This window comes from Kitasatospora sp. NPDC001132 (assembly GCF_053598415.1).
In genome coordinates this window covers 143,043-164,280 of record NZ_JBSFKF010000013.1, presented here as the reverse complement: position 1 = coordinate 164,280, position 21,238 = coordinate 143,043, and the positions used below count along the sequence as shown (strand labels likewise).

Below are 21,238 nucleotides of genomic sequence, written 5' to 3'. Positions count from 1 at the left end.
CTGCCCGCACGCCAAGAAAAGGCAAAAGCCCCAGGTCACGGCGAGTGAGTCCTGGGGCTTCTACAGAGCCGCCTGCGGGATTCGAACCCGCGACCTACGCATTACGAGTGCGTTGCTCTGGCCAACTGAGCTAAGGCGGCGCCGCTGCCGTGTGTGGCGGCAACGCGGGCCAGTCTACACAGGTTCGCGGGTGATCCGTACCCGGGTTTCCCGGGGCGGGGTCAGGCGGAGGAGACGGCGAGCTTGACGGCGAAGCCGGCGAAGAGGACGGCGACGCCGCTGGTGAGGGTGGCGGAGAGGCGCTTGCGGCGGCGGAAGGCGGCGGCGAGCGTGGTTCCCGCGAAGATCAGCAGGGAGAGGTAGAGGAAGCTGAAGGTCTGGAGGATGCCGCCGAGGAGGACGAAGGAGAGGGCCGGCTGACCGTAGGAGGGGTCGACGAACTGGGTGAAGAACGAGAGCAGGAAGAGGATGGCCTTCGGGTTGAGGAGGCTGATCACCAGGGCCCGGCGGAAGGGGTTCTCGGTGCTCTCGGGGGCCGGTTCGGCGGTGGGGTCGGCCGCGGCCCGGCGTTCGCGCCAGAGCTGGCGGGCTGCGCGGAGCATGCCGTAGCCGATCCAGAGCAGGTAGGCGGCGCCGCCGAACTTGACCACCGCGAAGACCGCCGGGTTGGCCTTGAGCAGGGAGGCCGCGCCCAGCGAAGTGAGGCTGATCAGGGTGAGGTCGCCGATGAAGACGCCGGCCGCGGCCCGGTAGCCGGTGCGGATGCCCTTGCGGGCCGCGACGGACAGGACGTACAGGGAGTTGGGGCCGGGCAGCAGGATGATGACGAGGGCGCCGAGGACGTAGGTCGCCAGGTCGTTGACTCCGAGCACGATGAGCTCCGGTGCAGGGCAGGGTGGCAGGGGGCGCTCATCGTAACGTCGCACCGGTAATCGGTTGAAGGGGAAACCACCTGTCGGACGGCCCGCACGGGCCCGCCCTACCGCTCGCAGCGCTTGCCCGGCTCGGGGGCCTCCCCGGCCAGCAGGAAGCGGTTCACCGCGCCGTCCACGCAGGCGCTGTGCCGCCCGTACGCGGTGTGGCCGTCCCCGTCGAAGGTGAGCAGGCGGCCGGACTCCAGCTGGCCGGCCAACGACTGCGCCCAGGCGTACGGGGTGGCCGGGTCGCGGGTGGTGCCGATGACGACGATCGGGGCGGCGCCGGCGGCCCGGATGGTGTGCGCCGCGCCGGTGGCCAGGACCGGCCAGTAGGCGCAGGTCAGCGCCATCCAGGCCATGTCGCGCCCGAAGTGCGGCGAGACCCGCTCGAACTCGGGCACCGCCCGCTGGACGTCCTCCGGCCCGCGGAACGGGGCGGGCAGGTCGAGGCAGTTCACCGCGGTGTTGGCGAACATCAGGTTGGGGTACGAGCCGTCGGCCTCGCGCCCGTAGTAGTCGTCGGAGAGCTTCAGCAGCCCGGTGCCGTCGCCGGCTTCGGCGTCGGCGAGCGCGGTGCGCAGCTCGGGCCAGAGGAAGTCGGCGTACATGGCCTGGATGACGCCGGTGGTCGCCTGGGATTCGGTGAGCCGGCGGCCCCCGCCGGTGGTGGGCAGCGGGGCGGCACGGATGCCCGCGAGCAGGGCGGTGAGCCGCTCGCCGACCTGCTGCTCGGTACGGCCGAGCGGGCAGCCCTCGCGCCTGGCGCAGTCCTGGGCGAAGGCGGCCCAGGCGGTCTCGAAGCCGCCCGCCTGGGTGCGGTTGCCGGTGACGGAGTCGAGCGCCGGGTCCATCGCGCCGTCCAGCACCAGCCGCCCGACCCGGCTCGGGAACAGCCCGGCGTAGGTGGCCCCGAGGAAGGTGCCGTAGGACTTGCCGACGTAGTTCAGCTTCTCGTCGCCGAGCAGGGCGCGCAGCACGTCCATGTCGCGGGCGGCCTCGACGGTGCTGAGGTGGCCGAGCGCCGCCCCGGCCTGCTTCCGGCAGCCCTCGGCGAACTCCCGGTCGGCCGCGATCAGCGCGTCGATCCCGGGCTGGTCGTCAGGGGTCAGACCGACGGCGGTGTAGGCGTCCATCCGGTCGCCGCTCAGGCAGCTGACGGGGTGGCTGCGGCCCACCCCGCGCGGGTCGAGGCCGACCAGGTCGTACTGGGCCCGCACGCCGCGGTCGTACGTCCGGGCGGCGGTCTCCAGGTACTCGATCGCCGAACCGCCCGGCCCGCCCGGGTTGAGCAGTAGGGAGCCGAGCCGAGTGCTGCCCGGAGAGGCTGACGCGGCGGGAGAAGCGGAGGCGGAGGCGGAGCCCGACGGTTCCGCCGCCGCGCGGGCGGCCGCGAGCGTGAGGTCGCCCTCGCCCGGGCGGTCGTAGTCCAACGGCACCCGGAACGTCGTGCACTCGAACCCGCTGTCGCAGGGCTGCCAGACCGGGCGCTGCGCGTAGTACGGCGCGAGCGCGGCCGGGACGGCGGCGGGCAGCGGCTCCAGCGGGGTCGCCGCGCCCCCGACGGCCGCCGGGCCCGTCGGGGCCGCCGAGCCCGAGGCGGAGGCCGTCGGCGCCCCGGACGGGTCCGGGCTGCACCCGCCCGCCAGCAGCCCGGCGACGACCAGCGCCGCGGCCGATCCCCGCGCCCGCGCCCGTACCGGTACCAGGGCCCGCTCGAAGGTCCTCATCCGCCACCTCTCCGCCATCGACCAGCACGTGGAACAACCGGGGAAGCCCCCGGAGGAAACGCCGCTGCCCGGCGCCCCGCCCCGGGGTCCCGGGCAGCGTAGCGCCGCCGAACCCGCCCTCAGGACGCCTTGGCCAGCGCCTCGGCCAGGAACTGCGCCGCCTGCCGGACCAGCCGCAGCCGCTCCCGGTCGGGGGTGAAGTCCTGCACGTTGTCCGAGATCCGCACCTCCGCCTTGGCCGCCGCTCCGGAGCCGGCCTTCAGCGCGGACTGGAGCTTGCGCGCGGCGTCCAGCCCGGCGGAGTCGCCCTTGGCGGCGGCCAGCAGCAGCTTGGCCGCGCTGCCGGCCGGGGCCTCGGCGCCGGCCTGGGCGAGCGCGAGGGCGTCGTAGCGGCCGGAGACCGCCGCGGCCACGCCGTACAGGTCGGGCCGGGACAGTCCGGCGGCGGCCGCGCAGGGCGCGCCGCCCTCGACGCCGAGGACGCCCCAGGAGGCCGGGCCGGGCGGCAGGGTGCGGAAGGAGGTCGCGACGGTGGTGCGCAGCATCGCGTCGTCGGCGACGGCGGCCGGGGCGGCGGCGACCAGTTCGCAGGGGTACGCGGTGCCGTTCGGCGCCTCGGGGGCGACCAGGATGAACGGGTGGGTCTTGCCGCTCTGGAGAGCCGAACCGACGCCCTCGAAGACGTCCGGGATCTCGGAGTCGGCGGTCTTCTGGGGCGTGGCCGCGTGCATCACGACGACCGGGAAGCGGGCGTTCGGCTCCTTGGTGTACTGCGGCGGGAGCCAGACCCGGATGTTGCGGGGCTGGCCGTCCGGGCCGAGCACGGCGGACTGGAGCAGCTCGCCGCCGCCGGGGTGGCCGACGCTGTCGAAGCGGCTGGCGGCAACGGGGGCCGGGGCGGCCCCGCCGGCGGCCGCAGCGGCGGGCTCGGCGGCCGCGGGCGGCGCCGCCTGCTGCTGCCGGACGGCCGCCCCCGCGCCCGACCCGGCGTCCGCACCCACACCTTGACCCGCACCGGAGCGGGAGCCCGCGGTGTCCATGACCGGCTCCGCCCGGTCCGGCTGCTGGGTGCTCCGGCCGAGGCCGCCGAAGGCGCCGAGCGCGGTGAGCACCGTCAGCGCGGTGACGCACACCCCGCAGACCATCGCCCCTGCCGCCCGCACCAGCATCGGCCAGCGGTCACCGGCCAGTTCGTAGGTCTGGGCGGCACGTAGGTCGCGCCAGCGCTGTTGGGCGCCCCTGGCCAGCCAGATTCCGCCGATGGCGGCGGCCAGCAGGGGGATGACGAGGAGCGAACGAACCACGGGACGCACCGCCTCTGGAGGGGGCCGCGCCGAACCGGAACCGGCGCGTAGGGGAGACGACCACCCCGGCAGCGGGCGCAGTCGGCCCCCAGCGTGCACAACGGGCCGACGGTCACACGACGGTGTTCCCGGCGAGTGTCGCTCGTTCACTCGAAGGTGGGACGGCGCACCGCCTCCGGGAGGCGTACGGGGGCCAGGCCCGCAGCCCGCGCTCGGCCCGCGCTCAGACCGGACCGGACTCAGGCCGCTCAGATCAGAGCGGACCCAGACCGCGCTCGGCCCGGGCTCAGCCCGCGCGCAGCGCCACCGTCATCGCCTCGACCGCGAGCAGCGGGTCCACGTTGCGGTCCAGCGCCTGACGGCAGGCCAGCACCGCCTCGATCCGCCGCAGCGTGCTCTCCGCCGGCCCCGCCTGGGCCACCCGGTTCAGCGCCTGCCGCTGGTCCTCGTTGGCGAGCGCGCCGGTGGAGCCGAGCTGGATGGCGAGCACGTCCCGGTAGAAGCCGAGCAGGTCGAGCAGGGCGACGCCGAGGGTCTCCCGGCGGGTGCGGGTGGCCCGGCTCTTCTGCCGCTTCTCCAGCTCCTTGACCGCGCCGGCCATGCCGCGAGGCGCCTTGCTGCCCTCGGCGGCGCCGTAGGCGGCCTTGAGGTCGTCCGTCTCCTTGGCGTCCTGGGTCTCGGCGAGCGCCTCGGCATCGGCCTTGGCGGTGTCGACCAGGCGCTGGGCGGCGGCCAGGCAGCCGCCGATGTCGCCGACCTCCAGCGGGATGCGCAGCACCTCCGCCCGGCGCGTCCGGGCCTGCTCGTCGACGGCGAGGCGGCGCGAGCGCTCGATGTCGCCCTGCCCGGCGAGCGCGGCGAGGCGGGCGGTCTCCGGGTCGACGCCGTCCCGGCGGACGAGGGTGTCGGCGACCGCCTCCGCCGCGGGGGTGCGCAGCACCAGCAGGCGGCAGCGCGAGCGGATGGTCGGCAGCACGTCCTGGACGGAGGGGGCGCAGAGCAGCCAGACGGTGCGCGGGGAGGGCTCCTCCACGCCCTTGAGCAGCGCGTTCGCGGCGGCCTCGGTGAGCCGGTGGGCGGCGTCCACCAGGATCACCGACCAGCGGCCGCCGGTCGGGTAGCTGGAGGCGCGCATCACCAGGTCACGCATGTCGCCGACGCCGATGGAGAGGCCGTCCGTCCGGACGTACTTCACGTCGGCGTGGCTGCCGGCCAGCACGGTGTGGCAGCCGTCGCAGAACCCGCAGCCGGGCGTGCCGCCGAGCGCGAGGTCGGGGCTGGTGCACTGGAGGGCGGCGGCGAAGGCACGCGCGGCGGTGACCTGCCCGGCGCCGGGCGGGCCGGTGAACAGCCAGGCGTGCGTCATCAGGGAGGCGTTCGCGCCCTCGGCCGGGGCGGCTCCGCGACCGGCCTCGACCGTCGCCCCGGCCGCCCGGGCTGCGGCGGTCAGCTGCTCGACCACCCGCTCCTGGCCCACCAGGTCGTCCCAGACGGCCACTGCTGCTCCCAAGCTCCGTACGGCAGCGCTCGTGGCGCCTCTTCCCCGCCGTCGAGCATACGTCTCCGCTCCGACACCCACTGCTCCGTCCGGGTCACGGCGGGCGGGGGCCGGCTCACGGACGCCAGGCCGGCGCCCGACGGAACGCGGCCCCACCGAACCGCGGCCCTCCGGAACGCGGCCCACCGGAAGGCGGTCCGCCCGGAACACGCCTGCCCCGAACGCGGCGGCGCCGCCGGGAACCGGTCCCGGCGGCGCCGCCCACGCGTGTCCGGTCAGCCCCGGCGGCCCCAGCGACGGCCCTTGCCCTTGCCGTCGCCGCCCTTGTCCCGGGCGTCGCCACGGCCCTCGGGCCGCTCCGCGCCGCCCTGCGGGCCGCCGTACGGAGCGTCCTGGCCCGGGCCGCCGCGCTCCCAGCGCGTCCACTCGTCGTGGGAACCGAGCAGGGTGTCGGTGAGGCTCGGCAGGTCGTCCAGCGGCGTCTCCTCGGCCCACTCCGGCCGCGGCCGATCGGCACCCGGCTGCTGCTGCGACTGCGGCTCGGCAGCCGGCTCCGCGCCGACCACCGGCAGCTCGCGGGTGCTGTCCACCGGCTCCGCGCGCCGCGCCCCCTGCGCCGGCCGGCCCTCGGTTCGGCCGTCGGTACGGCCCGGCTCGATCCGCGGCAGCACCTCGGTGCGGTCGGCCTCCGCCGGGACCTTCGGCAGCACGGCCGTCTCGTCCACCGCCGAGGCCGGCACCACCGGCAGCTTGGCGGTCTCGTCGACCGCACCGGCACTCGCACCAGCGCTCGCGCCGACGTCCGCGCGCGCGGCCCGGCGCGCCTCGGCAGCCTTGCGCGCCTCGACGGCCTCCGCCGCCCGGACGGCCGCCTGCCGGTCCCGCGGCGACAGCTCTCGCGTCGCCTCGTCCCCGAGCCCGCCGCCCGACGGAGCCTGCGCCGACGGTTGAGCCGAGTCCTGCGGAGCGTCCTTCGGGACGTCCCGGACCGCCCGCAGCTCCGTGGTCGTCTCCCCGGCCGCCGAGCCCAGACCCGAGCCCGAGCCCGAACCCGAGCCCGAACCGTCAGCCGGTCCCGAACCGTCAGCCGACCCCGAACCCGATTCCGACCCCGCAGCCGGTCCCGCCCCCGGCCGCCCCTCGGCCCGGCCCTCGGCCCGGCCCTCCGCCGACTCCGCCGCCGCGGCCGCGGCCGCCAGCGCGGCGGCCTGCGCCAGCCGCGCCTCCTCGGCCCGCTGGAGCGCCTCCTCCGCCCGGCGGCGCTGCTCCTCGCGGGCGAGCTCGCGCTGCCGCTGGAGCTCGGCCTGGGCGGCCGCCTCGTCGGCGATCCGCTTGCGCTCGGCGGCCTCCGCGGCCAGTCGGGCCTCCTCGGCCTTGCGGCGCTCGGCCTCCTCGGCGGCGCGGCGCTCGGCCTCCTCCTCCGCCCGGCGGCGTGCCTCCTCCTCGGCCTTGCGCCGGGCCTCGGCGGCGGCCCGCTCGGCCTCCTCCTTGGCCAGCCGCTCCTGCTCCGCCTGCTCGGCCCGCAGCTGCGCCAGCACCTCCTGCCGCTTGCGCTCGGCGGCCTCCTCCTCGGCCTTCTTGCGGGCCTCCTCGGCGGCGCGGCGCTCGGCCTCCTCCTTGGCCAGCCGCTCCCGCTCGGCGCGCGCGGCCTTCTCCTGCTCGGAGAGCGGCAGCTCGCGGTCGAGCCGGTGGCGGATGGCAGTGGTGACGAAGCCGGGGGCCTGGCTGCCGTCCACGACCAGGTAGCGCGCCGGGTCGGCGGCGGCGAGGGCGAGGAAGCCGGCCCGGACCCGCTGGTGGAACTCGGTGGGCTCGGACTCCAGGCGGTCCAGCGCCTCGGTGAAGCGCTCGCGGGCCCGGGTCGGGTCGACGTCCAGGACGACGGTCAGGTCGGGCAGCAGCCCGCCGGTGGCCCAGCGGGAGATCCGGGCGACCTCGGTCGCGGCCAGGTCGCGGCCGGCGCCCTGGTAGGCGATGGAGGAGTCCATGTACCGGTCGGTGATCACCACGGCGCCGCGGGCGAGGGCCGGCCGGATGACGTTCTCGACGTGCTCGGCGCGGTCGGCGGCGTAGATCAGCGCCTCCGCGCGGTGCGACAGGCCGGTGTTGCCGACGTCCAGGACGAGGCCGCGCAGCCGCTGGCCGACCGGGCTGCCGCCGGGCTCGCGGGTGAGCACGACCTCGTGCCCCTTGCCGCGGATCCACTCGGCGAGCGCCTGGGCCTGGGTGGACTTGCCGGCGCCGTCGCCGCCCTCCAGCGCGATGAAGAAGCCAGTGCCCGTGCCCCGGTGCGGCACCGGGCCGCCCGGGCCGCGCACCGAGTCCACCAGGTCCCGGACGAACGGCGCGGTGCCGCGGCGGTCGTCGGTGCGCAGCAGCACGACCGCGGCGAGCACCAGGGTGAGCAGCCCCGCGGTGGCGACGGCCAGGGCCGCGCCGCCGTGGATGAAGGTGAAGGAGCCGGGCTCGACGGTGCCGTACTCGACGTCCCCGTAGGCGGCGGCGATCAGCGGGACGGCGACCAGGGCGGCGGCGACCACGGCCCGGAGCACCGCGAACAGGTGCTCGGTGACCTTCGGCAGCCGGGCCTCCTCGACCTCCTGGGCGAGCAGGGTGCGCCCGGCCGAGACCACGATCCCGGTGGCCAAGCCGGCCAGCACGGTGAGCAGCAGGACCAGCACGAAGTCGAGCACCAGCCCGGCCAGGATCAGCGCGACGCCCTGGGTGAGCAGCGCCAGCGCGAGCAGTCGGCGGCGGGACAGCGAGGGCAGCGTGGCCCGGGTGAGCCGGGCGCCCAGGGCGGGCGTCCCGCTGGCGGCGAGCACCAGCAGGCCGTAGCCGATCGGCCCGGCGCGGTGCTCGGCGGCGGTGAGCAGGGCCAGCGCGGCGACGCCCGCCATCGAGGCGTAGCCGGCCGCGACGGCGAAGGTGAAGTACGGGGCGCTGCCGGTGCGGCCCTTGCTCAGCGCGGGGCCGGGGACCGCGTCGGTCGGGGCGCGCAGGCCCTGCAGCGGGGAGACCGGCGCGACGGACACGGGGCCGCCGGGCAGCTGCTGGAGGTGGCCGCGGACCGCCGAGGCGGCGAACATCCCGGCCGCGCCGAGCGCCGCGAAGGTGAGCTGGTGGGCCCGGAGCCAGTCGGAGCCGAGCGCCGCGCCGATGTTGTTGAGCAGGGTGAAGGCCACCAGGCCGACGGCGCCGAGCGGCACCGTCACCCAGCCGGTGAAGCGGTCGATGCTCCGGACGCTCTCCAGGTTGGCGGCGGAGGGGCGCTGCTCGGCGACCGGGAGGTGGGGGTTGGCGGACGGCAACAGGCCCGGGACGACGGCGGACCTGGCGATCCCCCGGACCCGCTCGGCGGCACCGGTCACGAACACGGTGGCGAGCAGGACGTAGGTGGCGGCCCCGGAGGGCTTGGCGGCGGAGCCCAGCCAGACGCTCCACCAGGGCGCGAGGCCGATCAGCAGGGCGCACAGCACGTCGGCGCCGAACATCGTCCAGCGCCGGTCCAGCCGGCCCGCGACCAGCCTGTGCACCGGGCCGAGCAGCGCGACGCCGACCAGCCCGGTGGCCAGCACCCGTACGGCGAGGACCGCGGCGACGGCGAAGGCGAGGCTGCGTGGCAAGCTGCCGAACCGGCCGCCCTGGGCGGCGGCGATCACGGTGAGCGCGAGCAGCACCAGCAGACCGAGCCGGTCGGCGGTGCCGCCGATCAGCTGGGTGGTCCACAGGCGCCGGTAGGCACGTGTCCGCAGCAGCGCCCGGGCACGGTCCATCGGAGTCCCGGCGGGCGCGACCTCGGGCAGGTCGGACGCCCAGGCTCTGGCGGCCGGGGCGGCGCTGGGGGTGGGCTGCTCCTCGCTCGTCATACGGTCAGCGTAGCGGGCGGGGCCTGGCCGGAATGAGACGAACGGGCTTCCGGATCCCGCTCATCACCGGGTTGTGACGTACCCCGCACGACCCGGACGACCCCGGGCCCGCACCCCCGGATCGGGGGCACGGGCCCGGCTGCCGTGACCTGGGCTCAGCCCTCGTCGGTGGCGGTGGTCTCGCTCGCGGCCGTCTTGGTGGCGGCGGTCTTCTTGGCCGCCGTCTTCTTCGCCGCCGTCTTGGTGGCGGTGGTCTTCTTCGCGGCGGTCTTCTTCGCCGCCGCGGTCTTGGTCGCCGCGGTCTTGGCCGTGGTCGTCTTCTTGGTCGCGGCCTTCTTCGCCGGGGCCTTCTTCGCGGCCTTCTTCACCGGTCCGCGCGCCCGCTTCTCGGCGAGCAGCTCGTACCCGCGCTCGGGCGTGATGGTCTCGACGTCGTCGTCCTTGCGGAGCGTCGCGTTGGTCTCGCCGTCGGTCACGTACGGGCCGAAGCGGCCGTCCTTGACCACCACCGGGCGCTCGCTGACCGGGTCGTTGCCCAGCTCCTTGAGCGGCGGGGCGGCGGCGGCCCGGCCACGCTGCTTCGGCTGGGCGTAGATCGCCAGCGCCTCGTCGAGGGTGATCGTGAAGAGCTGGTCCTCACTGGTGAGCGACCGGGAGTCGGTGCCGCGCTTGAGGTACGGGCCGTAGCGGCCGTTCTGCGCGGTGATCTCCGCGCCCTCGGCGTCGGTGCCGACCACCCGCGGCAGCGAGAGCAGCCGCAGCGCGTCCTCCAGCGTGACGGTGTCCAGGGACATCGTCTTGAACAGCGAGGCGGTGCGCGGCTTGACCGCGTTCTTGCCGGTCTTCGGCGTGCCCTCGGGCAGGATCTCGGTCACGTACGGGCCGTAGCGGCCGTCCTTGGCGACCAGCATGTTGCCGCTGACCGGGTCAGGGCCGAGCTCGAAGTCGCCGCTGGGCTTGGCCAGCAGCTCCTCGGCCAGCTCGACGGTGAGCTCGTCCGGCGGCAGCTCGTCCGGGATGTCGGCACGCTGGCCGGGCTCGCCCTCGACGGCCGAGGCGCGCTCGACGTACGGGCCGTAGCGGCCGACCCGCAGGGTGATGTCGTCGCTGACCCTGAACGAGCTGATCTCCCGGGCGTCGATCGCGCCGAGGTCGGTGACCAGCTCCTTCAGGCCGCCCAGGTGGTCGCCGTCGCCGTTGCCGGCCTCGGCGGCCCCGCCCGCGGCGTGGCCCTCGCCCTCGCCGAAGTAGAAGCGCTTCAGCCACGGCACGGACTGCGCCTCGCCGGCGGCGATCCGGTCGAGGTCGTCCTCCATCTTGGCGGTGAAGTCGTAGTCGACCAGCCGGCCGAAGTGCTTCTCCAGCAGGTTGACCACGGCGAAGGAGAGGAAGGACGGGACGAGCGCCGTCCCCTTCTTGAAGACGTACCGGCGCTGGATGATCGTGTCGATGATCGACGCGTAGGTGGAGGGGCGGCCGATCTCCCGGTCCTCCAGCTCCTTGACCAGCGAGGCCTCGGTGTAGCGGGCCGGCGGCTTGGTGGCGTGGCCCTCCGGGGTGATCCGCTCGGCGGCCAGCGGGTCGCCCTGGGCGACCTGCGGCAGCCGGCGCTCGCGGTCGTCGAGCTCGGCGTTCGGGTCGTCGGCGCCCTCGACGTAGGCCTTGAGGAAGCCGTGGAAGGTGATGATCTTGCCGGAGGCGGAGAACTCGACGTCCCGGCCGTCGGCCGAGGTGCCGCCGACCCGGACGGTGACGGACTGGCCGACCGCGTCCTTCATCTGGGAGGCGACGGTGCGCATCCAGATCAGCTCGTACAGCTTGAAGTCGTCACCGGTCAGACCGGTCTCGGCGGGGGTGCGGAAGCGGTCGCCGGACGGGCGGACGGCCTCGTGCGCCTCCTGCGCGTTCTTGACCTTGCTGGCGTAGGTGCGCGGGGCGTCCGGCAGGTAGTCGGCGCCGTACAGCTGGGTGACCTGGGCCCGGGCCGCGGTGATCGCGGTGTCCGACAGCGTGGTGGAGTCGGTACGCATATAGGTGATGAAGCCGTTCTCGTACAGCTTCTGGGCCACCTGCATGGTCCGCTTGGCGCCGAAGCCCAGCTTGCGGCCGGCCTCCTGCTGGAGCGTCGTGGTGCGGAAGGGCGCGTACGGCGAGCGGCGGTAGGGCTTGGACTCGACGCTGCGGACGGCGAACGCCGTCTGCTCCAGGGCGGCGGCCAACTGGCGGGCCGCCTGCTCGTCCAGGTGCAGGGTGTTCGCGCTGGCGGCCTTCAGCCGGCCGTCCTGGCCGAAGTCGCGGCCGCTGGCGATCCGCTTGCCGTCGACGGCGGCCAGCCGGGCGCCGAAGGTCTCCGGATCGGCGGAGTCGACCGGGGTGCGGCCGGTGCCGAAGGTGCCGACCAGGTCCCAGTACGAGGCGGTGCGGAAGGCCATCCGCTCGCGCTCGCGCTCGACCACCAGACGGGTGGCGACGGACTGCACGCGGCCCGCCGACAGCTTCGGCATGACCTTCTTCCACAGCACCGGCGAGACCTCGAAGCCGTACAGCCGGTCGAGGATGCGGCGGGTCTCCTGGGCGTCGACCAGGCGCTGGTTGAGCTCGCGCGGGTTGGCCACGGCCTCCTGGATCGCCGACTTGGTGATCTCGTGGAACACCATGCGGTGCACCGGCACCTTGGGCTTCAGCACCTGCTGGAGGTGCCACGCGATGGCCTCGCCCTCGCGGTCCTCATCGGTGGCGAGGAAGAGCTCGTCGGACTCCGCGAGCAGCGACTTCAACTTGCTGACCTGGGACTTCTTGTCCGCGTTGACCACGTAGATGGGCGCGAAGTCGTGGTCGACGTCCACCCCGAGGCGGCGCACCTCGCCGGTGTACTTGTCCGGCACCTCGGCCGCGGTGCTGGGGAGGTCGCGGATGTGCCCGACGCTCGCCTCGACGATGTAGCCGGGGCCCAGGTAGCCCTTGATCGTCTTCGCCTTGGCCGGCGACTCGACAATGACGAGTCGCTGTCCGTGCGCGGTCTCGCTGCTCGGGGACACCTTCGCTCTTCTCTCCCGGTCCTTATGTGGCTGGTCGGCGCGGCAGCACGGGCTGCGCTCCGCCCGACCCCCTCACCGTCCCGGGGCTGCCGCGGCACGACACCCCCACCAGCGGAGTGTGACCGTACCCCGGCCACCCTTGTCAAACGGACGGATCCCGCTTTTTCACTTGCCGGGCTCTCCGACGCCACTCGAACGGTAACCCGATGACGGAGGTTCGCGCCCCGCGGAGGGGGGCCTTCGGCAGGTTCCGGAGGATGGAATGACGGATTTCAAGATCTGTCAACGGAAAATCGACGGGCGGGCACGGGCACTCGCCCGCGAACCGCTCGCGGGTACCCGGGGGTGGCGCTGCGGGGGGTGGTGCTCCGGGATCACAGGGGCCGGGTGTGCGTCTGGGGTGCGAACAGGGGTTGCGCTCGGCGGTGTAAGCAGGGGTTGCGCTCGGGGGACGTGCTCAGGGACTCCCGGGGGCTCAGCCGCCCGCGGCCAGGAGTCCGGCGCCCGCCGCCAGGCAACCCACGCCCAGGACGCTCCACAGCAGGTCGACGACGACCGCCCGGCCGACCTCCTCCGCCGCCAGCACCACCCGGCTCGGGCGCCGCGGGTCGTAACAGATCCGCACCGAGGCGCCGGGCACGAAACGGTCCGGACGGCGCAGCGGGGTGTGCCCGCGCGGACGGGCGATCACGAGCCCCGCGATCCCGAACGCGCCGGGCTCCCCGACCGAGGGCGGCACCGAGAAGGAGAGCAGCGGCGCGCTGTCCAGCCGGCCGTGCACGTCGTCCTCGGCCACCACGGTGGCCACCGCCGGCGCCCCCCGGCGGCGCACCCGCAGGCGCAGGCTCACTTCGGCGGCGCACCAGAGCAGCAGCACGCCACCGAAGAGGGCGAGCACCGACCCGCCCACCATCGCCGTCGTCGCGTCCACCCCTGGCCCCCGGCTCTCCAGCTCTGTCCACAGCCTGTGGACCGAGCTTCACAGCGGAGAGCCAACGGGAGACAGCCGCTCGGCGGCGACCGGACGAACCAGGGGGTACGGGCGGGTGAACCGGCCCGGCAACGGCAGGGCCGGTCCCGGCGAGGGCTCACCTCGACGGGGCCGGCCTCGACGGGGCCGGCCTCGGCGTGCCTGGCCTCGGGTGCCCGGCCTCGCGCGCCCGGGTTCGGCGTGCCCGGGCTCAGCGGACCGGCTCGAGGAACCCCTGCTCGGTCAGCAGGCGCAGCGACTCCGGCACCCGGTCCCGCAGGACCACCCGGTCCTCGCCGAGCAGCTGCGCGATGGCGTCCACGATCTCGCCCGCCGACAGCGTCCCGTCGCAGACCCCGACGAAGCCGGCACCCACGGTGTCCACCTTGGTGGCCCGCCGCATGCCGCGGTTGTGACGCAGGATCACGTGCTCCGGGTCCTCCGCGCCCGGCGCGCCGACCTGCTCCTGGACCACCTCGTCGGCCAGCACGTAGCGGGCCGCGAGCAGGCCCGCGTCATCGTGCGACCGGAGGAAGTCCTGCCGGTCGAACCAGGCCTCGATGTGCGGGCCGAGCGGCTGCTCCACCGGGTGCGGCCACTCCTCGACCCGTACGGTCGGACGCTCGGCGCCACTCGCCCGCAGGGTGATCCAGCCCATGCCGATGCCCTCGACCCGGCCCGCCTCGAAGGCGTCCAGCCACTCGCCGTACCGGGCCTGGTAGTCGCCGCCGGGGCCGCGGTGGTCCCCGCCGTCGCGCAGCCACAACTCGGCGTACTGGGCCACGTCCTGGACCTCGCGCTGGACGATCCAGGCGTCCAGGCCGGTGCCCGCGACCCAGCCGGCCAGCCGCTCGTGCCAGTCCTCGCCCTTGACGTGCTGCCAGTTGGCGAGCAGCTGGCAGTAGCCGCCGGGCTCCAGGTGATCGGCGGCCGAGCGGACCAGGTTGCGGCACAGGTCGTCGCCGGCCATGCCGCCGTCGCGGTAGGTGAACCGGCCGGCCGGCGAGATGACGAACGGCGGGTTGGAGACGATCAGGTCGAACTTCCGCTCCCCGACCGGCTCGAAGAGGCTTCCGGCGGACGCCTCGATGTTGTCGAAGCCGGACAGCGCCAGGGTCAGCTCGGTGAAGCGCAGCGCACGCGGGTTGACGTCCGTCGCGGTGACGGACCCGGCGTGCCGGGCCGCGTGCAGCGCCTGCACGCCGGAGCCCGAACCGAGGTCCAGCGCGGCCCGGACGGGGCGACGCACGGTGATGTTGGCCAGCGTGGTGGAGGCACCGCCGACGCCCAGCACCAGGTCCTTGCGGGCCACCCCGTGCGCGGTCTCGCCGGAGCCGATGCCGCCGGCGCCACCCACCGCGCAACCGAGGTCGGAAACCACCCAGGCGTCCGAACTGGGCATCCCGGCCACCTCGTTGGCGTATGGTCGGACGTCGACGGTGGCGCGCACCAGATCGCCGTCGGAGCGCAGCCAGCCGTCCGCCAGGCAGTCCTCCACCGGCAGCGCGGCGGCGGCCGCCCGGTACGGGACCGGCTGCTGGAGCAGGAACAGCCGCACCAGCGTCTCCAGCGGGCTGCCCCCACGGGTCGCCCGCAGCGCCGGGACCGCCTCGCTGCGGGCCAACGCCGAATAGCCGGTGGGCCCGAGCAGGTCCAGGCACCCGTCGGCGGTGAACGAGGCGGCGAGCAGCGCCTCACGGAACTTGGCGAGGCGGGTCGGGTCGAGAACGGGGCTACTGATCACCCCGCCATTGTCCCCCGCCGCCCACCCCGCGGCCGCCCCTGCGCCCCGCGCCCACCCAACCGAAGCCCACACCACCCCGCGCGCCCCCGAAAGCCCCCACGCGCCGCCCGTGGGCGCACACCAAGTCGTTCCGCGGCTGCCCTGGGCCTGCCAGCTCTCGGGAACCGCCCCTCCGATGGCGCCGACCCGCGGCAAACGGCGGTTCCGGGGCCGGCCCACCGCAGACACCACCTCCGCGAGGCCCGCACCGGCCGTGACCGGTACCGGAACGGACGCGCCGGATCGTCCGGCCCGCCCGGGCTCGGCCCGTGCTGGGCCCGGGCGGGCCGCAGTAGCGGGCGGCGGCGCGGGAGCGGTGGTCGCCCCGGGCGCGGCCGGGCTCGCGGAAAACGGCGGTTTCGGGGCGGCGGCCCACCACGGACACCACTTTCCGCGCGGGCCCCGGGCCCGCGCCACCCGGCACCGGACATGGCCGGCACCGGGACGGACGCGGCCGGTCGTCCGGACCGCCCAGGCTCAGCTCGCGCTGGGCGCGGGGCTCGCCCCGGTGGCGGGCGACGCCGCGGGAGCGGTGGTCGCCCCGGGCGCGGCCGGGCTCGCACCGTCAGTCGCACCGGGCGCCGGGGTGGCAGCCGGGGTGTCGGTGGCACCGGGGGTGCCGGGCGCCGCCGGGGTCGTGGCCGCGCCACCCGGCGCCGGGGTGCCGCTCGCGCCGGCACCCGCGCCACCGGTGGCACCGGCGGTCGGGGCGGTCGTCGAGGACGGCTTGCAGCCCTCCTGCTTGGCCATCGCCGCGCCGAGGTCGCCGCGCTGGAGCTTGCTCTGCGCCTGGGTGGAGAGCGAGGCCAGCTGCTGCACCTGGTCGGCCACGCTGCGCAGCCCGTCGGCGAACTTGGCCTGGTCGGTGTTGGGCAGCGCGTCCAGCTTCTTCTGGACCTCCACGTAGCCGTCGGCAGCCTTCTTCAGCTCGTCGACGGTGTCCTTCTGGAGGGCCGCACCGTCCTGCACCTTGGGCGCCCCGGCCGCGTCGATGGCGGCGGCTATGTCCTGGTTGGTCTTGGCCAACCGCCCGATGTCCGTGGAGAGCCGCTTCTGGAGGTCGGCCGGGGCCTCGCCGGTCTTCACCTGGCCGGTGTCGGCGAGCGCGGCCTGTGCCTGGGCGATCGGGTCCTTGGCCGCGCCGCAGACGGTCGACGCCCAGGACTCCAGCTGCTTGCTGTTGTTGTCGTCGCCGCCGCAGCCGACGGCACCGAACGCGAGCAGCACGCCGAGGGCGGGTACGGCCAGCAGTCGCTTGTTCACCGGGAGAGGCCTTTCGGTTTCGGTCGTCATCGGTCGTCGAACCTACACGGCCGGTGTCCGTCCCCCGATTCCCCTGCCCTGTTGCCCGCCCGTCGGCCGAACCCCGACCGGGCCGCGTCCGCGGCGGCACCCGGGCATCCTCGTCCAGCGCGCCGGAGGCGGCCACGGGCGTGGGGCGGTGCACCGGGCCGGACATGCCGGAAGCGGTGGATCGCCGGGATCACCGAGTTGTCACCGCGTGCCCGGGGAGCGGGCTCCAGCCCCCGGCACGGCGAGGGAACGAGGGAGCGCCGAAACAAACGGGAGCGCGGAAACCCGGACACGCGGAAACGCGAAACGCCGAACTCGGGAAAGGCGCCTCAGACAGCGACGGAAGCGACCGAAACCGGCCAGCTCATCCGGATCAGGCCACCGTCCGTGCCGTTGGTGACCTCCAGGTCCTCGACCAGGCCGGTGATCACGGCGAGGCCCAGGGTGTCCTCATCCGGCTCGCCGCCCTCGGCGTCGCCGGAGGCCGGGACGGTGGCAGGGCCGGCCTCGTCCTCGACCTCGATGAGGAAACGCTTCTCCTGATCGATCAACGCGACCCTGACCGCGCCGCCGATGCCTCCGCGCTGGTGCAGCCCGACCGCACGGGAGCAGGCCTCACCGACCGCGAGCCGCACCTCGTCGAGCACCGACTCGTCGACCCCGGCCCGTCTGGCGACGGCCGCGGCGACCAGCCTGGCCGTCCGCACGTGCTCGGGAAGCGCGCTGAATCGAAGTTCGACGGTTGCCATCTCTCCCCCTCGGGGTGCTCCGACCGGGGCCGGAGGTCCGGCCCCTGCGGGCCGGCTGAACCGACCCAGGGGCGCCCGGGGGAGACCGGGCCACACGGGCCCGGGCCCCGGACGCGAGGTAACGAGCTGGGCCGGCCGCACGGACCGGCCCGGCCGCGTCAGTCGGTCGCCTGGACCGCGTCGTCCACCGACGTGTGGATCGGGAAGACCTTGGTCAGGCCGGTGATGCGGAAGATCTTCAGGATGCGCTCCTGGTTGCAGACGAGGCGCAGCGAGCCCTCGTGAGCGCGCACCCGCTTCAGACCACCCACCAGCACACCGAGGCCGGTCGAGTCGAGGAAGTCAACGCCCTCCATGTCGACGACGAGGTGGTACTTGCCGTCGTTGACGAGCTCGACCAGCTGCTCCCGCAGCTTCGGGGCGGTGTACACATCGATCTCGCCGCCAACCTCGACGACCGTACGATCGCCGACTGAACGGGTCGACAGGGACAGGTCCACGGAACCTCCAGCACCTTGCCTTGCTACGTCATGTGCGATCCTCGGCCGGACGGCCGCCACCGCATGGTCGCGAGCCCGGGCGCGCCCAGCCAACGCGTGGCAAGCCTCAGCGCTGCGACCCACGGCCATACGGCCGTCACGGCCACATTCAACCACCTGCGGCCATGCCCGCACGATGGCTTACGACGATTCTCCGTCACGCCGGTGACACACTGGGTCCTCATGCCGCCCCGACACAGCCCGCCCGAGGCACTGCTCACGACCCTGGCCACCAGCCGGGGGCGGTCCGACCGGCTCACCCATACGGAGCACCTTCCCGCCCGGCCTGCACGTTATTCACCGTGGCCCGACTCGATCCGTCCGGAGGTGGTGGCCGCGGCGCGCGCCGTCGGGGTGGAACAGCCGTGGGCGCACCAGGCAGAAGCGATGAACCTGGCCAAAAGCGGCCAGACTGTGGTGATCGCCACAGGCACCGCCTCGGGCAAGTCGCTGGGTTACCTGGCCCCGTTGCTCAGCGACCTGCTGGACGGCACCGAGGCCCGCAACGGCCGCGGCGCCACCGCGCTCTACCTGGCCCCGACCAAGGCGCTCGCCGCCGACCAGCGCCGCCGGGCCGCCGAACTCGCCCCGCCGAGGGTCCGCGCCGCCCTGTACGACGGCGACACCCCGCCCGAGGAGCGCGAGTGGGTCCGCCAGTACGCCTCCTACGTGCTCACCAACCCGGACATGCTGCACCGGGGCATCCTGCCCGGCCACGCCCGCTGGTCCTCCTTCCTCAAGGCGTTGCGCTACGTGGTCGTCGACGAGTGCCACAGCTACCGGGGCGTGTTCGGCTCGCACGTCGCCCAGGTGCTGCGGCGGCTGCGCCGCATCTGCGCCCGTTACGGTTCGTCCCCCACCTTCCTGCTGGCCTCCGCCACCACCGCCGACCCGGCCGCGACCGCCCGGCGGCTGACCGGCCTGCCCGCCGTGGCCGTCACCGAGGACGCCTCGCCGCGCGGGCCGATGGTCTTCGGCCTCTGGGAACCGCCGCTGACCGAGAACGTCGGCGAGCACGGCGCGCCCGTGCGCCGCACCGCGACCGCCGAAGCCGCACACCTGCTGACCGACCTGGTCGAGCGGGAGACCCGCACCGTCGTCTTCGTGCGCTCCCGGCGGGCCGCCGAGCTCGTCGCACTCCAGGCCCAGGACCAGCTCGGCCGTCCGCTCGCCGGACGGGTGGCCGCCTACCGCGGCGGCTACCTCGCCGACGAACGCCGGGCCCTGGAGCGCGACTTGCACACCGGCCGACTGCTCGGCCTCGCCTCCACCTCCGCTCTCGAACTCGGCGTCGACATCTCCGGTCTCGACGCCGTCCTGATGGCCGGCTACCCCGGCACCCGGGCCTCGCTCTGGCAGCAGGCGGGCCGGGCGGGCCGGGAGGCCCAGGGCGCGCTCGCCGTCCTGATCGCCCGGGACGACCCGCTGGACACCTACCTGGTGCACCACCCGGAGGCACTGTTCGCGGCCCCCGTCGAGGCCACCGTGCTCGACCCCGACAACCCGCACGTGCTCGCCCCGCACCTGTGCGCGGCCGCCGCCGAACTCCCGCTCACCCAGGCCGACCTGGAGCTCTTCGGGCCATCCACCGAGCCGCTGCTGCCGGTCCTGGAGCGGCGCGGCCTGCTGCGCCGGCGCGGCGACGGCTCCTGGTACTGGACCCGCCGCGAGCGCGCGGCCGACGCGGTGGACCTGCGCGGCAGCGGCGGCAGCCCGGTGCAGATCGTCGAGGCCGACACCGGCCGGCTGCTCGGCACGGTGGACGCCGCGGCCGCCCACACCACCGTCCACACCGGGGCCGTCCACCTGCACCAGGGCCGCACGTACCTGGTCAGGGAGTTCGACCTGGAGAACTCCGTGGCGCTGGTCGAACCGGCCGACCCTCCGTACACCACGGCCGCCCGCGACATCACCTCCATCTCCGTCCTCGACACCGACACCACTGTGGACTGGGGCGAGGGCCGACTCTGTTTCGGCTCGGTGGAGGTGGTCAACCAGGTGGTCGGCTACCTCCGCAAGCGGATCTCCACCGGGGAGATCATGGGCGAGACCAAGCTCGACCTGCCGCCCCGCACGCTGCGCACCCGCGCGGTCTGGTGGACCGTGACCGAGGACCAGCTGCTCGACGCGGACATCCCGCTCGACCAACTGCCCGGCGCCGCCCACGCCGCCGAGCACGCCTCGATCGGCCTGCTGCCGCTGTTCGCCACCTGTGACCGGTGGGACATCGGTGGCGTGTCCGTCCCGCTGCACCCGGACACCGGGCTGCCGACCGTGTTCGTCTACGACGGCCACCCGGGCGGGGCCGGCTTCGCCGAACGCGGCTTCCAGCGGGCCGTCGAGTGGCTGACGGCCACCCGGACGGCGATCGCCTCCTGCGAGTGCGAGCGCGGCTGCCCGTCCTGCGTCCAGTCACCCAAGTGCGGCAACGGGAACGACCCGCTGGACAAGGCCGCAGCCGTTCGGCTCCTGGACGTCCTGCTGGCCGGAGCACCCGGCGCCGCCGAGGCACCGGACGACGGACCGCAGCCGGACGACGGGCGGAAGCCCGCGACGGACGAACCGGAGGCGCCCTCGGGACCGGACGGTGGAGCGCCGACCGGTTCATGAGGCCGCCGCCGCTGCGCTCGGATCCCCGCCCGGGGATCTGCCCGGCCCGTCGCCCGGGGATCCGCCCGGCCCGTCGCCCGGCGCGTCCTCGGAGCCGGTGACCGGAGCCCGTACCGGTCCGGCTCGGGCGCTCGCCCGGGCCGGACCGACCGGCATTCGGGCCGGGAGCCCGCGGACCTCCGCCTCGGCCACCACCTCGACGGCGTCCGCCGACCGGTCGACCGCGCAGGACACCAGCCCGGCGCCCTGTGCGGCGGCGATCCCGGCGGCCCGGCCGCAGCCGCCGTCCTGATCCAGCAGCAGCCGGTCCGCGGCGGCGAGGGCCGCGAGGTCGGCCGCCGACTCGGCCCGGTGCCGAGCGGCGACCACCGAGCCGACCGCGAGTGTCCCGGCGAACACCGCCGTGCCCGACATCGCCAGGGCGAGCAGCCAGACCGTCGCCGAGCCGGCGTCCGGCCCTCGTCCGCCCAGCGCCGCCGCTCGGGCCGCACGAGTGCGCAGCACCCGCTCCGCCGTCTCCCGCGGCCCGGTCAGGACGGCCATGGGCCACCACCGCCCTCCGTGGCCGCCACCAGGACGTCCTCCCGCGCCGCCACGGCCGCCGCACCGAGCCGGACGGCCAACAACTCGCCGAGTCTGCCCGGCCCCGCGCACGGCGCCTCCACGTCGACCCGGACCGTGTCGGCCGCCACGGCCACCCGGACCTGTGCGCCCGGCGGGGCCGCCGCGCGGGCGAGTTCGGCCGCGTCCGCCTCCCCGCGCGCGGCCGCCCTGGCGCCGACCCGGGCGGCGTCCACGCAGCGGATCTGTGCGGCCGCCGCGAGCACGCCCCAGATCAGCATCGCCGCGAGCAGGACGAGTGCCGGCAGTGCCACCGCCGTCTCCGCCGTCACGAAGCCCGCGTCGCCGCGCCGCCCCGGGCGCAGCGACCACGCCCGGCG

At 75.2% G+C, this 21,238-nt stretch carries 14 protein-coding genes and 1 tRNA gene; 1 reads left to right on the top strand and 14 read right to left on the bottom strand.

From position 1 onward, the window contains the following. Positions 1-66 precede the first annotated feature (66 nt). The 12 genes from ACWDBE_RS19910 to bldG form a co-directional block, all read right to left on the bottom strand. Positions 67-140 (bottom strand) — tRNA-Thr (locus tag ACWDBE_RS19910). A gap of 81 nt (positions 141-221) precedes the next feature. After that, positions 222-872, bottom strand: coding sequence for a leucine efflux protein LeuE (leuE, locus tag ACWDBE_RS19905; RefSeq protein ID WP_449788415.1), 651 nt, complete (start codon positions 870-872; stop codon positions 222-224). Between the two features lie 107 nt (positions 873-979). After that, the gene (locus ACWDBE_RS19900) at positions 980-2,644 is read right to left on the bottom strand and encodes an alpha/beta hydrolase (RefSeq protein WP_449808655.1); all 1,665 of its coding nucleotides are present in this window, start codon (positions 2,642-2,644) and stop codon (positions 980-982) included. Positions 2,645-2,763: 119 nt separating this feature from the next. Further along, on the bottom strand, positions 2,764-3,948 hold the full coding sequence (locus ACWDBE_RS19895) for a hypothetical protein (protein WP_449788417.1): 1,185 nt from the start codon (positions 3,946-3,948) through the stop codon (positions 2,764-2,766). Between the two features lie 286 nt (positions 3,949-4,234). Then, positions 4,235-5,446, bottom strand: a complete 1,212-nt coding sequence (locus tag ACWDBE_RS19890) for a DNA polymerase III subunit delta' (protein WP_449788533.1) — start codon at positions 5,444-5,446, stop codon at positions 4,235-4,237. Between the two features lie 275 nt (positions 5,447-5,721). Continuing rightward, complete coding sequence (gene tmk, locus ACWDBE_RS19885; protein WP_449808654.1) at positions 5,722-9,315, bottom strand: dTMP kinase; 3,594 nt, start codon at positions 9,313-9,315, stop codon at positions 5,722-5,724. Between the two features lie 155 nt (positions 9,316-9,470). Further along, the gene (topA, locus tag ACWDBE_RS19880; protein WP_449788419.1) at positions 9,471-12,353 is read right to left on the bottom strand and encodes a type I DNA topoisomerase; all 2,883 of its coding nucleotides are present in this window, start codon (positions 12,351-12,353) and stop codon (positions 9,471-9,473) included. Positions 12,354-12,828: 475 nt separating this feature from the next. After that, positions 12,829-13,284 carry a hypothetical protein gene (locus ACWDBE_RS19875; protein WP_449788420.1) on the bottom strand — a complete coding sequence of 152 codons (456 nt, stop codon included), beginning with the start codon at positions 13,282-13,284 and terminating at the stop codon, positions 12,829-12,831. A 250-nt stretch (positions 13,285-13,534) separates the two neighbouring features. After that, complete coding sequence (locus ACWDBE_RS19870) at positions 13,535-15,067, bottom strand: DUF7059 domain-containing protein (RefSeq protein ID WP_449808653.1); 1,533 nt, start codon at positions 15,065-15,067, stop codon at positions 13,535-13,537. A gap of 516 nt (positions 15,068-15,583) precedes the next feature. Then, positions 15,584-16,369, bottom strand: a complete 786-nt coding sequence (locus ACWDBE_RS19865) for a hypothetical protein (protein ID WP_449788422.1) — start codon at positions 16,367-16,369, stop codon at positions 15,584-15,586. A gap of 359 nt (positions 16,370-16,728) precedes the next feature. Beyond that, positions 16,729-17,148, bottom strand: coding sequence for an ATP-binding protein (locus tag ACWDBE_RS19860; protein ID WP_449788423.1), 420 nt, complete (start codon positions 17,146-17,148; stop codon positions 16,729-16,731). 158 nt (positions 17,149-17,306) lie between these two features. Further along, positions 17,307-17,648 carry an anti-sigma factor antagonist BldG gene (gene bldG, locus ACWDBE_RS19855; RefSeq protein WP_316522720.1) on the bottom strand — a complete coding sequence of 114 codons (342 nt, stop codon included), beginning with the start codon at positions 17,646-17,648 and terminating at the stop codon, positions 17,307-17,309. A gap of 222 nt (positions 17,649-17,870) precedes the next feature. On the opposite strand from bldG, the gene ACWDBE_RS19850 reads away from it, so the two are divergent. After that, on the top strand, positions 17,871-20,297 hold the full coding sequence (locus ACWDBE_RS19850; RefSeq protein WP_449788424.1) for a DEAD/DEAH box helicase: 2,427 nt from the start codon (positions 17,871-17,873) through the stop codon (positions 20,295-20,297). Here the strand turns inward: ACWDBE_RS19850 and ACWDBE_RS19845 are convergent. Both ACWDBE_RS19845 and ACWDBE_RS19840 read right to left on the bottom strand, forming a co-directional pair. Beyond that, on the bottom strand, positions 20,292-20,840 hold the full coding sequence (locus tag ACWDBE_RS19845) for an Rv3654c family TadE-like protein (RefSeq protein WP_449788425.1): 549 nt from the start codon (positions 20,838-20,840) through the stop codon (positions 20,292-20,294). The genes ACWDBE_RS19850 and ACWDBE_RS19845 overlap by 6 nt on opposite strands. Then, complete coding sequence (locus ACWDBE_RS19840; RefSeq protein WP_402409468.1) at positions 20,828-21,172, bottom strand: TadE family type IV pilus minor pilin; 345 nt, start codon at positions 21,170-21,172, stop codon at positions 20,828-20,830. The genes ACWDBE_RS19845 and ACWDBE_RS19840 overlap by 13 nt, the downstream gene beginning before the upstream one ends. Positions 21,173-21,238: the final 66 nt, after the last annotated feature.

What these genes read in the sequence shown, in the direction of transcription:
- ACWDBE_RS19900 (WP_449808655.1), bottom strand. Translation starts at nt 2,644, where the DNA reads ATGAGGACCTTCGAGCGGGCCCTGGTACCGGTACGGGCGCGGGCGCGG.
- tmk (WP_449808654.1), bottom strand. Translation starts at nt 9,315, where the DNA reads ATGACGAGCGAGGAGCAGCCCACCCCCAGCGCCGCCCCGGCCGCCAGA.
- ACWDBE_RS19860 (WP_449788423.1), bottom strand. Translation starts at nt 17,148, where the DNA reads ATGGCAACCGTCGAACTTCGATTCAGCGCGCTTCCCGAGCACGTGCGG.
- ACWDBE_RS19850 (WP_449788424.1), top strand. Translation starts at nt 17,871, where the DNA reads ATGCCGCCCCGACACAGCCCGCCCGAGGCACTGCTCACGACCCTGGCC.
- ACWDBE_RS19845 (WP_449788425.1), bottom strand. Translation starts at nt 20,840, where the DNA reads ATGGCCGTCCTGACCGGGCCGCGGGAGACGGCGGAGCGGGTGCTGCGC.